The 17,350-nt window shown below is 42.3% G+C and carries 3 protein-coding genes; all 3 read left to right on the top strand.

Features of this window, described 5'->3' with window-relative positions:
- Positions 1-40 precede the first annotated feature (40 nt).
- A complete protein-coding gene (locus E1163_RS12690) occupies positions 41-6,148 on the top strand; it encodes an SDR family NAD(P)-dependent oxidoreductase (protein ID WP_155172245.1) in 6,108 nt (2,035 codons plus the stop codon).
- Between the two features lie 50 nt (positions 6,149-6,198).
- A complete protein-coding gene (locus E1163_RS12685; protein WP_155172242.1) occupies positions 6,199-10,236 on the top strand; it encodes an SDR family NAD(P)-dependent oxidoreductase in 4,038 nt (1,345 codons plus the stop codon).
- Between the two features lie 169 nt (positions 10,237-10,405).
- Positions 10,406-17,350 (top strand): non-ribosomal peptide synthetase (locus E1163_RS12680; RefSeq protein WP_155172239.1); only part of this gene is annotated, 6,945 nt, incomplete at its 3' end.

The raw sequence follows: 17,350 nt of genomic DNA, 5'->3' as shown, positions 1-17,350 counted from the left end.
TGCTAAGAATACGGACAGGCTGAAGCAGTACGCTGAAAATATGATGAACTTTTTAAGTTCAGGAGCTGATCAGCAGTCTCATACAGAACTTGAAAATGACCTGTTACCTACCATTGAAGAAACACTTCAGGCAGATGTTGCCGACTTGTTGGATATCCCGGAAACAGATATTTATCTGACAGATACCTTTGATGAGCAAGGGATGGACCTTGTAAGGCGTAAGCAATTTATACAGCGTGTCAAAAGTCATTTCAATATTGATTTGTCATTTAATGACATGGTAAGTCATAATACCTTAGCCTTGATCAGCAGATATTGTTATGAGCTTCATACCGGACAAAAGCCATCAGAAAGGAACTCAATTAAAGAGGAAGAATATGATATATCCGTAGATCTGAAGAGCCGATATGCTCTGAAAGAGATTGCTTATACCCTGCAGGTTGGTAGGGATGAGTTTTCTACAAGACTGGCAATTGTAACGGAAAGTATAGCAGACCTGTATTCGAAACTTAGAAGCTATGTGAATAATGAAGATGCAGAATATTATACAGGCATAGTCAATGATAAAAAAGATCAGCAATATGAGATTATTGATAAAGCAGAGCTGAGTACTCTGGTACAGAAACAAGAACTCTTACAAATTGCACAATACTGGTTGGAAGGTAAAAAGATCCTGTGGAAGCAGTTGTATGCTAATGATAAGGTAAACCGTATTTCGTTGCCAACTTATCCTTTTGCCAAAGATGTTTATTGGGTAAAGGGTGGCGACTCTACGCAGGTTGGTAAGCAGCTACAGAGCAAGCTTACGCCGCTTCTGGATGGGAATAACTCTTTATTGCGCAAACATTCTTACAACAAACATTTGACAGCCAATGATTATTTCATGAAAGATCATGTGATCAATGGCCAAATGGTGTTGCCGGGTGTTGTCTATCTGGAGATGGCCCGCATGGCAGCTGAACTTGCGTGTCCGGGAGAAAAGGTAGTACAAATTACTAATGTTACCTGGATAAAAACCCTTGCTGTAAATAGCGGAGAGGGCAGACATATAAATACTGAATTGAGAGCGGATAGCAACAAGGTGATCTGGAAAATCTGTGAAGACATGGCCTTTGCTCAAGGAGAAATCCATATGGACAATTCAGTAAGCAAGCATGGTTCATTTACCGATATCGATCAGTTAAAAAGTTCACTTCAAAATCATATGGGGCATGAAGCTTTTTATGAACGCTTTGCGGAAGGAGGCTTCAAGTATGGAGCTACCTTTACACCTCTGCAAGAGATATACTTTGGTGATGACACGGCACTGGCTTACATAAAAACTCCGGATGCTCTGATAAACAGCTTTGCTGATTATGTATTGCATCCTTCTTTGATGGAGGGAAGTCTTCAGACGGCTGGTCTACTGGCTAATTATCATCAGCCGGTAGGATCACCATACGTTCCTTATGAGATTGCTTCATTGAATATTTACCGTAAAATGGAGTCTCAGTGTTGGGTTTTAGCCAAAGAGAAAGAAGCAACGGCAGGCACTGCAAATATTAAACGATATGATTTGCAGGTCATGAATAGCAAAGGAGAAGTGTGCGTGGAAATTCAGGGATATGCCGTTCGACAACTAAAGTTTGAAAGCCAGGATGAAAACAGAAGTTTGTTTGCCAGGAAATGGAAGCCATCTCAAGTGCCGGCCAGAAATCATAATCCTGAACATATACTTTATTTTGCTGATAAAGAAGCATATAAAAAACAACATGAACATGTTACAGCAAAATATGGTCAGGTAAAATCCACCCTGGTAAAGCGTGGAGCAGGATTTAGCCAGAAGAATGGCCAGGTTACCATCAATATGAACAGCGAGGCTGATTTTGAGCAATTAGTTAAAAAACTGTTTGGTAACCCAAATGCCCCGGATACCATTGTATGGCATTTAGGAGCAGGTAATGATATGGCTGAGGGCATACAAGAAGTCGATCAGTCGTTACAGGATAATCCGGTATTTTTATTAACACAGGCGTTAATCAAAGAAGGGGTTTCCCGTAATGTTTTACAACTATTTATAGGCGAGTCATCCCCAAGGCTCAATGCACTGTCATCTTTTGGCAAAAGCATTTCGCTTGAATATAAATACTTGAGATTTAAAACGGTAGAAGTCGATGATTCGACAGACGAATACCTGGTACCATCATTGGAATGCATCGATGCGTCAGAGCCTCAAATTAGCTATAAAGCAGCACAAAGAAACAGTCTTGAATGGCATAAAATAACCACCGAAACAAGCTTTCAATGGAGAGATAATGGGGTATACCTCATTACAGGGGGTAATGGAGGTGTAGCCAGGGAATTAATAAAGCTTCTTGAACCGTTAAAGGCCAGAGTCGCATTGATAGGCCGAAGTCCGCTTTCAGCAGAATTGAAGTCTCTGATTGAACAGCAAGAGGCCAAAGGAGTGCTCTGCACATACTTACGGGCAGATATTACTGATAGAAATGCCATGGTTGAGGTATTGCGCAGTGTAAACCAGCAGTACGGAGCAATCAATGGAATTTTCCATTGCGCAGGGATAATCAATGATGCATTATTCAGAAATCTGGATTTATCAGACTTTAATGAGGTGCTTGCTCCCAAAGTTACAGGTACAATTGTATTAGATGAGATAACCCGATCTGAGCCACTGGATTTCTTTGTATTGTTTTCTTCTATCACCTCCGTGCTGGGAAATGCCGGACAGTCGGCCTATGCTTATGCCAATGGGTTCATGGATGCCTTTGCAGAGGAAAGAAGTCAACTTGTAGCTGCCCATAAGCGTCATGGGAGAACTGTAGCTATCAACTGGCCATTGTGGAACAAAGGAGGGATGCAGCTGAGTGAAGAGAGGCTAATCCTTATGGAGAAACATATGGGAGCCCAACCACTGTCATCTGAAATGGCCTGGCAGTCTCTTTCTGAAATACTGGCAACATCAGCCACTCAGGTATTTGTATGGTCGGGTAAATCAGACAAAGTAAGTAAGCTTTTAGAGGGAACACCTTTGTCTTCATCTGAGTCTACGCCTAAAGACCATTCACCGGGCAACAATGAGGAGCAACCAGAGCAATTGGAAGTTGTAATCGATCATTTGCTGGATATCATTACCCAGATCACACAACTGGATAGAGCGCAGCTTTCTATAACCGTGCAGCTCGATGATTACGGTTTTGATTCCATTACACTCACGGAATTAGCCAATGCGATTAACCAACAGTGGGGGCTTGAGATCATGCCTACATTCTTCTTTGAGGTTAACCCCTTTAATACAGAAGAGCTGGCAAAAAGCCTCCTTCAGAAATATGGTAACCGTTTGAAATCAGCTGATTCGGAAGTAAAACAGGTTTTGAATGAGCAGAAAGCAGATGAAACCCCCGAACCTTTTAGTATTCCTAAAGTGAATGCTGAAGCTAAAAGTAATATTGGCTATGAGCCGATAGCCGTGGTGGGCATGTCGGGCGTAATGCCGGGGTCTGAGGATCTCAATCAGTTTTGGGACCATCTCGAATCAGGTACTGATTTAGTTACTGAGATTCCTGTAGACCGATGGGATTGGCGAGATTATTTTGGAGATCCTGCGAAGCAGCCTAATACATCTCAAAGCAAATGGGGGGCATTTATCTCCGGGATAGATGAGTTCGATGCCGAATTCTTTAATATCTCACCCAACGAGGCCAAATACATGGACCCGCAGCAACGAATGGCGTTGCAGGTGATATGGAAAACAATAGAAAATGCAGGTTATAAACCCTCAAGCTTCAAAGGTTCGCGTACCGCGTTGTACCTGGGGGTTTCAAATATGGATTATGCCGAATTGCTGGATAAAATTCCGGCAAGCAGCTATGGAATGACAGGGAACAATCGTCCGTTTATCGTTAACCGCATTTCCTACTTACTCAACCTGAGGGGTGCAAGTGAGCCAATTGATACGTTATGCTCAAGCTCACTGGTAGCCGTAGATCGTGCCATTCAGGATATTCACAACGGTACTTGTGATCAGGCTATAGCAGCAGGAATAAACATTATTATCACACCAAAGCTACACCTTAATTATAGTGCTGCTAATATGCTGAGCGTAGATGGCAAGTGTAAAACTTTTGATAAAGCAGCAAATGGCTTTGTAAGAGGAGAGGGCGTTGCAGGTCTTTTATTGAAAACACTGAGCAAAGCTGAAGCTGACGGAGATTACATTTATGGTGTTATACGCGGCAGCGCAGTTAACCACGGCGGTATGGCCAAATCAATCACCGCCCCTAATGTGAATGCTCAGGCTGAAGTAGTGATGGAAGCCTATAATAAAGCATCTGTTTCACCGGACACCATAAGCTATATTGAGACACATGGAACCGGAACCGTAATAGGTGATCCTACAGAAATCAATGGGCTCAAAAAAGCATTTGAGACCTTATATAAAAAGCAAAATATTACAATGACCAATGCAAACTATTGTGCGTTGGGGTCTGTAAAAACGAATATAGGTCACCTGGAATCCGGAGCTGGAATAGCCGGGCTGGTAAAAGTATTACTGGCTATGCAGCATAAAAAGATACCGGCGAGTCTGCATATAAAGGAGCAAAACCCATATATCGACCTGGAGTCCTCACCCTTTTACCTGTCCAAACAAACACATGACTGGCGTAACCTGAAGAAAAACGGTAGTGTAATACCCTTACGAGCAGGTGTTAGTTCATTTGGGGCAGGAGGGGTAAATGCCCATGTTATTGTGGAAGAATATGTAAGGCCGGAAGAGCCTAAAAGGTTGGCGTCATCGGTGCCATTAGTGTTTGTATTATCTGCCAAAAATGAGCAGCAGTTGAAGGTTTATGCCACAGAGGTGAAAGAATATTTGAGTAACAGGTATGGGAAAGATGACATTTATGACATTGTGTACACCATGACCGAGGGACGCGATGCTATGGAGGCCCGTTGTGCCATGATTATTGGCAGTCTTGATGAACTTTTGGAAAAACTGACCTATGCAGCATCAGGAGAATGGGACAGAGGGGCGATAGAGTTTTATGTAACCGAAGAAGGAACTAAGCAACAAAATCAACCTATTACCGAACATGATTCTTTGGAGCAAAACGTGAGATATTGGGTGAAAGGTGGAAAAGTATTGTGGCGCTTACCAGATAATGGGGAAGCTAAAAAAATACCTATGCCGACTTACCCATTTGCTAAAGAGAAACACTGGATCAAGACTGATGTCAAAGCAACAAATGAGACAGATTCATATCCGTTTATCTTAAAGAATAATACAGCGAATGGTCACACACAGTTTTTAGCACATTTATCTCCGGATGACGATTACATCAGGGATCATGAAATCAATGGTCAAATCATAGTTCCAGGAGTTTTATATATGGAAATCGTTCGTGCCTGTATTGGCATGGGCATGCAAAAGGAAGTGAACAGGCTTAATGATATTACATGGTATCAACCCATTACTTTCCCGGATCTGAAGGCGCAGGAAGTATTTATCCAGTTGGAGGAAATACAAGGTGGGGTAAAATATTTGGTTACTTCAGGTGAAGAAGGTCAAATGACGCACTCTACAGGAAGGTTAATGTTCGGGGTGCAAAAGACTTCGGAAACAGCACTTGATTTAAACGCAATAAGGCAGAAATGTGACAGACAGTATGATAAGCAAACGGTCTATGAAAAGTTTGCTGCGAGGGGTTTTAACTATGGTGATAAGCTTCAGGTTATTCAGAACCTCTGGCTTGGTGATACCATGGCAGTGGCATCCCTGAAAATTCCTGATATGCAATATCATGATGCTTTAAAGCTTCACCCGGCTATACTTGATGGTTCGTTACAAGCCCTGATTGAATTTGATACCGATGAGCATAATGCTCAAAATTACCTTCCGTTTGCAGTGGACAGCGTGGAGTTGTATCAAAAACTTCCTGGTCATTGCTATGCAAGTATTACCAAATCATCAGGAAGGAATAATGGTCAGGTCATAAAGAAATATGATATAGTTATTACAGATGAGTCAGGCGGAGTAGTTGCCAGGATTCATGGCCTGGCCAAAAAGCTTGTGAGCGGCAGGATAGAAATAGCAGATGACAGTAACACAGAGTTGCTGATGTATACTAATGAGTTTGTAACGCTTAATTAGGTGTTTGTAGAAAGTTTTATGCCTAATCCAAAAGAGATAGATAAATAAATATGACAGCCAATAAGTTGAATAAATACATTCTTGTAATCACTGGGGAAGACGACTTTATCGGGTATTTTCAGCAATGGGTAAAGACTCCTGTAGTTGAAGTGCGCTTTGGTTTAAAGTTTGAGCAAAAAAGCCAGAGACAGTTTTGTCTGCCCCCTACTGAAGAAGGTTATCAGCAGCTATTCCAGCTTTTGGGTGGAGTACCGGATACTATAGTTAATTATCAAATGCTGGACCAATCCCAGTGGATAATTTCCCGGTTACATGAATATGTTGAAAGCAGTTATCACCACATAATGGGCCTTGCCAAGGCGATTATAAAGCAAAAGCCTTCAGGGAAGATAAAGTGGCTTTACAGCTACTCTTTTTCAGGGCAGTCATATTTGAGACCCTTCTATTCGGCGATTAATGGGTTGATGCGAACGTTACATATCGAGTTTCCGGTGGTTCAAAGCCAATGTGTCGAATTGCGTAACCGTATAACGCCCTCGCAGGATACACTTGTTATGAATGCTGAGACTATTGCCAGTCATATTGGAAAAGATTGGGATAAAGAAGTAACAGAAGTGAGGTACACTGATGGAGAGTTGCAACAAAGGCGTCTGAGTCAGGTGAAAGAAGCAGAGCTTTCGGGCCAGTCAGATAGTACATATTTGCGCAACGATGGGGTATACCTTGTTACCGGCGGTCTTGGTGGTATTGGTCTGATCATTTCACGCCATTTGGCTAAAAGCCTGACGCGACCAACACTTATACTGGTTGGAAGAACTGAGTTGGACAGCCGCAGGAATGGTATTTTGAGTGATTTAAGGTCTTTCGATGCCAATGTTGATTACATGAAAGCTGATATTGCTTCTGAAAGGGATGTAGAAGGACTAGTTGCTACCGTTAAAAAGAACTATGGTCATATCAATGGTATTATTCATTGTGCCGGAATACTTAGAGATAACTTCATTATTAAAAAATCCAGCGATGAATCGGAGGCAGTAATAGCCCCTAAAGTATACGGAACTGTACTGCTCGACCACCATACACGCAGCGAACCGTTGGATTTCTTCTTCTTATTTTCATCAATATCAGGGGTGATGGGCAACCTAGGACAGGCAGACTATGCCTACGCTAACAGGTTTTTAAACTGTTTTGCCGAGGAACGCACCGCTTTGCAGAAGCAAGGAGAGAGAGCAGGTAAAACGGTGGCAATCAGCTGGCCATTATGGTCAAACGGAGGTATGCAGCTTGATCAAAATCAGCTGCATAACCTAAAAGATACTTTCGGTATGGTGCCTATTAGTGACCAAGAGGGAGTCGCAATATTTGAGAAAGCACTGAGTTCAAAATTCTCACAGTTTATGGTAATGAAGGGGAGAGCGGAAAAGATAGACAGGATGGTCAAACCACTTAAAGATGAGCCTGACCAAAAAGAAGCCCGAACGGATAAAGTAATATCAGCGGTATCGGAAAAAGAGCTGGTGAAGTGTACAAAAGACTTCGTTAAACAACTAATAGCCAATGTGACCGAATTGCCGCTAAATAAGATCAAAGAAACAGCGGCCTTTGAGAAATTTGGAATAGACTCTTTTGCCATCATGAAGCTTAACAATGAGCTTGAGCAATCTTTTGGTGAGCTTTCAAAAACACTGTTTTTTGAATATCAAAATGTAAACGACCTGGTTGACTATCTCATAAAAGATCATCATCAGATACTTCTTGACAAGTTTGATATTGCAGAGGAAGTGATTGAAATTCAGAAGGATGAGTCATACCCGAGTGAAGAGCAGGTGCAAAGTGATGTTCAGGCTGTATCGGCCAGCAATGAAACTGTAACCGATACTACAGATATTGCCATCATTGGAGTGGCCGGTAATTTTCCGGGAGCAGATACCTTACAGGAGTTTTGGCAGAATTTGAGTGAGGGGAAAAATTGTATATCAGAAATACCAGAGGACAGATGGCCAGCGAATGACAGTTTTTACAGTGCAGATAAAGAAGAAGGAGGTAAAAGCTATACCAAGTGGGGCGGCTTCATTAAAGATATAGATAAGTTTGATCCGTTATTTTTTAACATATCTCCCGCAGAAGCAGAGTTAATGGACCCTCAGGAGCGCTTATTGTTGCAAACGGTGTGGTCATCAATCGAGGATGCAGGATATACTGCTGAAAAATTAGGTACAGATGTAGGCGTTTTTATGGGTAGCATGTATAAGCACTATCCGCTTGTAGCTAAAGAGCCACAAGCCAAGGCATTGCTTTCAAGCACTTCTTATTGGTCTATTGTCAACCGTCTGTCTTACTTTATGAATTTTCAGGGGCCAAGCATTGCTATAGATACTGCTTGTGCGTCATCACTTACAGCAGTGTATATGGCATGCCATAGTATCTGGAGAGGTGAGTGCGAAGTATCCATCGCGGGAGGAGTAAACCTGAGCTTACACCCTGACAAGTACATTGGGCTAAGTGCTACAAAAATGATTGGTAGCAGTGATAAAAGTAATAGTTTCGGACAAGGAGACGGTTATGTTCCCGGTGAGGGTATAGGAGCCATGCTGTTGAAACCATTGAGTAAAGCAGTTGCGGATAAAGACCATATATATGCGGTTGTTAAGGCGGCAGGAGCCAATCACAGTGGTAGAACAAGTGGCTTTTCAGTGCCAGGCCTTAATGCACAAAAGAATCTGATCGTTAAAACCATCAAGCAGTCAGGTTGCCCGGTTGAGACCATAAGCTATATGGAATCCGCAGCAAACGGATCACCATTTGGAGATGCCATCGAAGTTAATGCTATAAATAAAGCACTGAGTGAACTGACCGATAAAAAAGAATTTTGCGCAATTGGGACCGTGAAATCCAATATCGGGCATTTAGAGGCAGCTTCAGGAGTTTCGCAGCTTATCAAGGTTTTAATGCAGATGAAGCATGGGAAAATTGTTCCAACCATTAACGCTGAGTTTCTCAATGAAAACATAACGCTGAAAAACTCCCCGGTTTTTTTACAAAAAGAGCTTGTTGATTGGGAGCAACCGGAAAGTATCAGTGCAGAGGGTATAAAAACAAAAATCCCCAGAAGGGCAGGTATTAATTCTTTTGGAGCAGGGGGATCCAACGTTCACCTTGTTTTGGAAGAATACCTGTCCGGGCCAGAGAGTCAGGGAGATAATGTGCAGCCGGTGATTGTAATGCTTTCGGCTCAGCGAGAAGAAGCATTGAATATTCTTGCAAAGCAGCTTTTGGACCATATCGGTAATGAAGCAGATATATCATTGACCAATATAGCTCACACCTTGATGCATGGACGTCAGCATATGGACTATAGGCTGGCACTTGTGGTACAGGATAAAGAAGACCTGAAGTTTAAGCTTGAACAAATTGTTAAGGGCGATACAGTAGCCAAAGGTTGCTATTGGGGAAAAGTGGATGAGGATAAAGTAGAAGAACTGAGCAGGCTGCTGGATGACGAGATATTATCTGTTTGGATAAAGGAAGCCAGTTATGATAAAATTACCGATGCATGGGTACAGGGGTTAGATATCAATTTTAGTGAACTTCCGCAAAGTAAATACGGCAGGAAGGTTTCTCTGCCTACCTATCCATTTGATAAGCGATCATACTGGATTGGAAGCGATTCTGATTTAGAGGCAAAAGCTGAGAAACTGACTCTTGATTCTGCTCAGGCTAATGAGGATCCATTACGCAAAGAGATAAAAAGTATACTTTCTGAAATTTTTAAAATTCCGGAAGGGGAGATCGAAGATAATAAAAACCTGGCCAGGTATGGAATGGACTCACTCTCAGGAATGAGGTTTATCAATAAGGTGCAGGAAAAGTTCGATATCAGGTTATCTGCCAGAGTATTGCTGAAGCACCCTAATGTAAACAGCTTTTATAAGATGCTGGGTGAGAAGCTGAAAGAAATGACACCGGCTAAGGTGGAAGCTCCGAATAATAAGCAGGAAGAGGCCGGGGATGATTTAACCACATTACTTCAGAAGCTGTATAGTGGTGAGGTATCAGCACAAGAAGCGTTGGCAAATTCGGAGCCATAAATTTTAATGAAAATTAACCTGATTATTATCTGGTATTCCAGATGGTGCAGGTAGTCAAAAGTTTTAAGACCTGGATTGAAAGAGATTCATTCCGGAGAAAATATAAAAAGATTTAATAACAGGTAGTGGTGAGTTACTTCCATCTATCAATTTTAAAAATTCATCAATTATGAATCGCGAAGAAATTTATCAGAAAGTAGCCAGTAAAGAGCTTTCAGTAGAAGAAGCCCTGGAGTTAATGAAAAACATACATTCTGAAAATTCTATAACGGCAGAAAACAGGGTTTATCCGCTATCTGTAGGACAAGAGGCACTATGGATAGCCTACAGCATGAACCCGGAAAGCTATGCCTATAATTTGCCTATTGCCTATTGGCTGGCAGATAATACGGATTTAGAGTTGTTGCGCCAGAGCTTTCAGCACATGATCGACAGGCACGAGATTCTACGTATGAATATTGTGATTCATAATAACAAACCCATGCAAAAGATAGCATCAGCGAGTCAGGTGTTTTTCGATGTATCAGACATGGGAGACTTAACAGATCAGGAGCTTCTGAATAAAATGGAGGAGCAGGCATATGAGCCTTTCAACATTTTGAATGATCCGTTAATGAAGGTATATGTTTATCAGCGGTCCGGTAAACCAGATGCACTAATGGTTGTTTTGAATCATTTGGTATTTGATGGTGTATCTTCCGTGGTGTTTTTTAAAGAATTGGTCGAAATATATCAAACACTCCAAAAGGGTTCAATTGATCTTAAAGCACCTCAAATACAATATCATGATTTTGTGTTATGGCAACAGGCTTTTCTGAATAGCGATGCCGGAAAGCAACAAGAAAGCTTTTGGACAAGTCAGACCCAGGACCAATGCGAGGCTCTTACTATTCCGATAAACAAGAAAGACAGTAAAAGTATTGCAGCAGAAGGGGCGATATATAAAAAGATGATGGATGACCAATTGGTCACGTCTGTCAGGTCATTGGCAGAAAGTGAGGCTACCACGGCGTTTGTAGTTATGCTCAGTGCATTTTATTTAACGCTTCATCGCTATAGTGGAAATAAATCCCTGTTGGTAGGTACTCCTATAGCAGGCAGACCATCATCCGAGTATGATAGCGTGATAGGGTATTTCATGAATATGCTTTCTATAGAAGCAGAAGTAGATTCTACACAATCATATCAGCAGTTTTTAGCGGATGTAACCGAGAGTGTATTTGACGCCTTTGATCATAGCGATTATCCACTGTACTCTTTTAAGAAAGCCTTAAGGGCAGAAGGGCGATCGTCAAAACTTTTTGAAGCCGCATTTTACTATCAAAACTGGTACGACCTCTCCAGTGAATATGATGATACTGTATTGTTATCACCAATCAATGAATTGCGTCAGAAAGGAGAGTTTGGTATTACTTTAGAAGTAATTGAAAATGAGAAAACTATAGAGTTATGCGTAAAGTATAAACCTGCAGAGTTTGATGGTGACGTAATCGCACAGTTTGTAAATGATTATAACGAGCTGTTACAGCATGTTACAAAAGCACCTCATGAGCCATTGGCAACACTGATAAATAGGCCACAAGGATTAACAAGTGAAAAAGTAACGAACAGCCAGCCAAAGGCTCTGATGGATAAAGTCAGCCTTCAGGCAGAGCTTCAACCGGAAAAAATAGCGGTATCCTGTGAGGAAAACGAACTGAGTTATTATGATCTAATGGATCGAACAGATCGTTTGGCAGCCTACCTTATTAACCATGACTATTCAGGAGGTAAACGCATAGGCGTTTTCATGGATCGGTCAGTTGACTTACTGCCGGTTTTGCTGGGTATATTGGCATCCGGAAATACTTTCATTCCGTTGGACCCTGTTTATCCTAAAGACAGGCTGAAGATGATGTTGGATGACGGAGAGGTCTCTTTGATCATCACCCGAGATGCATTGGCAGGCTTGATCCCCGAAGGAAATTTTGATGTCCTGGTCTACGATGATGTTCATGAAAGTATACAAAATCAGCCTAAAGGAGAAAAAGTTAAAATATCTCCGGATTCCCTGGCATATATAATTTTCACCTCAGGTTCTACCGGACGTCCTAAGGGAGTGGCTATTAGCCATCATAGTTTAAATAATTTTTTAAGCTCAATGGAGATGCGTCCTGGAGCCCATCAGGATGATGTCATGCTGGCTGTAACTACGGTTTGCTTCGATATTGCATATTTGGAATTGTTTCTACCCTTATCAGTAGGTGCCAGAGTAGATATTGCAACCAGCAAAACCGCCCATGATGGCATTCTCCTTAAAGAAAGATTAGAGCGTGGAGATATAACCTTAATGCAAGCCACACCTACTACATGGCAGATGCTTGTATCAGCAGAGTGGGAAGGTTCATCAAAGTTGAGAGTCCTTTGCGGAGGAGAAGCATTGACACCAAAACTAGCCGGCCTGTTGCTGGAAAGGTCAGCACAGCTATGGAATATGTATGGACCTACGGAAGCCACCATCTGGGCATCAGCAGCACTGGTTGAAGATGCTGACGAAATCACCCTTGGCGATCCGGTTGATAACATGAACATGTACGTGATGCATGGGCAAGGGACTATATGCCCCCCTGGAGTAGAAGGGGAGATTTACATTACCGGAGCCGGTCTTGCTGAGGGATATGTTAATGCTACGAGTGAAAATGACATTCGTTTTATAAACCTGTCACCAGAAGGGAAACCTGAGCGCTGTTATCGCACGGGAGATGTCGGAAAATACACCTCTTCCGGTCAGATAGAGTGCCTTGGGCGTCTGGATCAGCAAATAAAATCAAACGGATACCGTATAGAACTTGAAGAAATAGAAAAGGAGCTTAAAGATATAAGCGGAATAGAAGACGCTGTAGTAGTATTAAGAGACAGACAACTGTCAGCTTTTCTAATTGCCGGTAAATCAGCAAGCTTTACAGAGAATGATATCAAATCAACCCTGAAACAACATTTACCAATATATATGGTGCCCGCCAAAATATATTGGATGAAGGAGTTCCCAGTAACATTAAATAAGAAAATAGATAGAAAATCACTTATGATGTTATCAGATGCTGACCTTACACCCTACAAGGCAGGTAGTAGTGATCATAATATAGAGAAAGAACAAGATACCGTTCAGTCCCGACAAGTGGATCATACGCTGAAACGAGAAATTATAGCAATCGCGGGTAGCATAATCAATACGCCAGTTGATGAAATAGAAGAATCAAGAATAATCGGGGAGTATGGCTTTGACTCTATCAGTTATACCGAGTTCAGTGTAGCACTGAATAATAAGTTCGGTACCAAGATCACCCCTACATTATTCTTCGAATGTAATACTATAGCCCACATTGCTCAATACATAAAAGACCAAACCAATGGCAAGCAGTCTGTAAAGGTAGCTCCAGTCAGGAAGGGTATTGAAAATGCCAGCGAAACTAAAGTACAGGAGAGAGAGATTAAAGCTGATTACAAACCAGGCGATGTTGCCATAGTAGGAATGAGCGGACGCTACGCGAAGTCAGATAATCTTCAGGCGTTTTGGGAACATTTAATGGCAGGAGAGGACCTGGTGAGTGAAGTGCCTCCCTCAAGATGGGACTGGAAAAAGTACTTTGGAGATCCTGGTAAAGAAGATGGAAAAACGAATTCTAAATGGGGAAGTTTCATCAATGAGGTAGATAAGTTTGATGCTTCATTCTTTGGGTTGTCTCCCAGAGAATCAGAACTTATGGATCCTCAGCAACGCATACTGCTCGAACTGGCATGGCATTGTTTTGAGGATGCAGGCTATAAGCCTTCTGACTTATCCGGTACTGATTGTGGTGTGTATGTAGGCTGTGTAGGCTCTGATTACACGGAGGTAATCGTAAATAGCGGTCAGCAAATAGCACCTCATACGCTGTCAGGTATAGCAAAAACCATGTTGGCCAATCGCATTTCTTTCTTACTAAATCTGCTGGGGCCTAGCGTGGTTGTGGATACGGCTTGTTCAAGTTCTCTTATTGCCGTTCATAGAGCCGTTGAGGATATTCAAAAGGGTAATTGCCATACAGCGATTGCAGGCGGTATTAATGTAATGCTCAGCCCTTTCGCACACATTGCCCTGAGTAAAAATGAAATGCTAAGTCCTGATGGACGTTGTAAGGCATTTGATGCTTCTGCCAATGGCTATGTGCGTGGAGAAGGAGCGGGTTTGGTAATGCTTAAATCTTTAGCTCAGGCCGAATTAGATAACGACCAGATTTATGCAGTGATCCGAAGCTCATCAGAAAACCATGGGGGTCGTACTAATTCACTTACTGCACCTAACCCCAAAGCACAGGCTGACCTGATCGTTGAGGCATATAAAAAAGCTGAAATCAGTGCAGATACTATTAGCTATATAGAAGCACATGGTACTGGAACTGCATTAGGAGATCCAATAGAGATCAATGGATTAAAGAAAGCATTTGAGATGTCATCAAGCAATGGCAAGGCCTTGCAAAGTGGTAACCCTACCTGTTACATAGGGTCAGTTAAAACTAATGTGGGGCACCTGGAAGGCGCCGCAGGAATTGTTGGCTTGCAAAAAGCAATATTAGGACTTAAAAATAAGCACATACCAGCTTCACTTCATTTGAAGGAAGTTAACCCATACATTGAGCTGGAAAACACACCATTCAAAATATCCGGTGAAGCCATAAAGTTAACACCTCTAAAAAATCAGGAAGGTGAAAGTATCCCCCTTCGTGCCGGGATTAGCTCGTTCGGGTTTGGTGGTGTTAATGCTCATGTGGTTCTTGAAAAGTATGAACTGTCACATAAGACCACTCAGTATAGTGATGCTCCTCAGTTGTTAATATTATCGGCTAAAGATGAAAAAAGGTTGATGGCCAGTGCTGAACAGCTGTTGAACTTTTTGTCCGAAGAAGAAAACAAGAGATTACCTCTTCAGCAAGTAGCATACACGCTACAGGCCGGACGAGAGGAAATGCCGGAACGACTGGCGTTGATTGCTGAAAGCATGGATGACTTTTTGTCCAGGCTTCAGGGGTATGTGGATGGCACTTCGAAGACAGGAGTTTATAGCGGCAACATCAAATCTCAAAAAGCCATTAAGCACTTTCTTGAGGATCTTGAAGAGCTGCCCCAGACGCTGGTAAAGCGTACCATAGAAAATAATGATCTTGATAAATTAGCCAGACTCTGGATACACGGTGTAGAAATGGACTGGACGCTTTTGCACGCTGATGTCCCAACGAAAGTAAGTCTGCCGGGGTATCCTTTTGCCAGAGAGCGACACTGGGTGTCAAGCAACCCATACAAACAGAAGAACCATCCTTTAGTAGATGATCAGAAAGCGGGAAATGAGCCTCGTAAGTTTACCTTTATTAAGGAGTTTAGCGGTCAGGAAAAAGTGATTGCACATCATAAAGTGGGGAGTGAATTTATTATGCCGGGTGTTGGCTATCTGGAAATGGCCTATGCCGCGATCAATACAGTAAAATCAGGCCGTTTTGATTTGGCTAACATATACTGGATACAACCCCTTAAAGGCAATGAGGGTGAAATAAGCATCAACATAAAAGAAAATGAGACAGATTTTGAATATGAAGTGCGAAGTGGAGAGGATGCCGAAGTCCTGCATGCTTCAGGTAAATTAATACCAGAAACGATGGGAGGGGGAAGAAATGAAACCCTTACCATTTCGGCGTTAAAAAATGGGACTAATTATGCTAAAGATGAGTTCTATACATTATTCAATAAGACAGGAGTAATATATGGACCATATTTTCAGGTTGTAAAGGAAGCCTGGGTTAACGAAGGGGCTGCTTTTAGCTATATGGAAGTGGACGAAGAGGTGGATACTCATTTTGGGCAGTATTTTTTACCTCCTGCATTAATGGATGGAGCACTCCAAACGGCAGCGCTGTTAATGATTGGAGAAAAATCATCAGGCCTGAAAGTACCTTTTAGCGTTAATAAAATCGAAGTACTCTCCAATGTCCCTTCGCGTTGTTACGTGTATGCAGTACCTGGTAGTCATGAGAGTTTTAATATAGCCCTGCTTAATGAATCAGGGGAGGTATGTGTGAAGTTGCATAATGTGGTGTCAAGGGAAATAAAGATGCCAACACATTATTTTTACCCAAGATGGAAACGTCTGTCAAATATAATAGGTGACTCACATACCCTCAATGCAGGCCAGAAGGTTGCCGTTTTTCATAATGCAGATACTTATGAGGTGGCTAAGGAATGCGCACGCTTTTTTGATGCGGGTCAAGTCCAGTTGTACAACCCATGCCAGCCGGACAGGTCCAGGCGAGATTCTATCTCTTTAAATGTTAAAGATGCTGATGCCATGTCCGAGCACCTCGGTAAGTTGAGAGGTGTTGAGCATATTTACTTTATCACCGGAACGACCAATGATGATGTTGCCTTGGAAGATACCGAGGCTGCTGACTTTCATCTGGAGCAGAGCATAATACCTCTCTTCCATCTGGTGAAAATGCTGAATCATCAAAAGATACTGACTGTCGGGAGCAGACTTTCAGTAGTAAATATCAAGAGAGAAAAAATCAACCCTTTTACAGGAGCTACAAAAGGGTTTGTAAATACCATTATTGCCGAGTTTCCTGAAATTCATATTAAATACTTTGATATGGAATGGAATGAGAAAGAGCAGGAAAATGCTATGTCAGATATGCTGCAGCTTTCTCAGGGTGATACGCAATATAAAGTTTTGGCCCTTCGCAGCGGACAGGTGTATAGAAAAGAACTACACCCCATCCACTTACCAGCTGCAGGAGTAGACCGATTCGAGTCAGGCAAAGTCTACCTGATCATCGGTGGATCCGGCGGATTAGGTCGTGTTCTGAGCGATCATATTACCGATAAACACCAGATAAAGCTGATCTGGGTAGGGCGCAGTGCCCTGGGAGAGGAGCAGGAAGCCCTTCGATCCCGGATAGAATCGAAAGGGAGTGAGCTGACCTATATCCGAGGCGATATAGGCGACCCTAAGCGTTGCGAAGAAGTTTTCAGAGCAGTGAAGTCCGCCTATGGTGTTATCCACGGCGTTGTCCATTCGGCCTTAGAGCTACGCGACAAACGCCTGGAG

It is taken from the genome of Fulvivirga kasyanovii, assembly GCF_009711405.1.
GTDB lineage: Bacteria > Bacteroidota > Bacteroidia > Cytophagales > Cyclobacteriaceae > Fulvivirga > Fulvivirga kasyanovii.
Note: the sequence above shows the minus strand (reverse complement) of the source record. Positions and strands in the feature narration are given on the sequence as shown.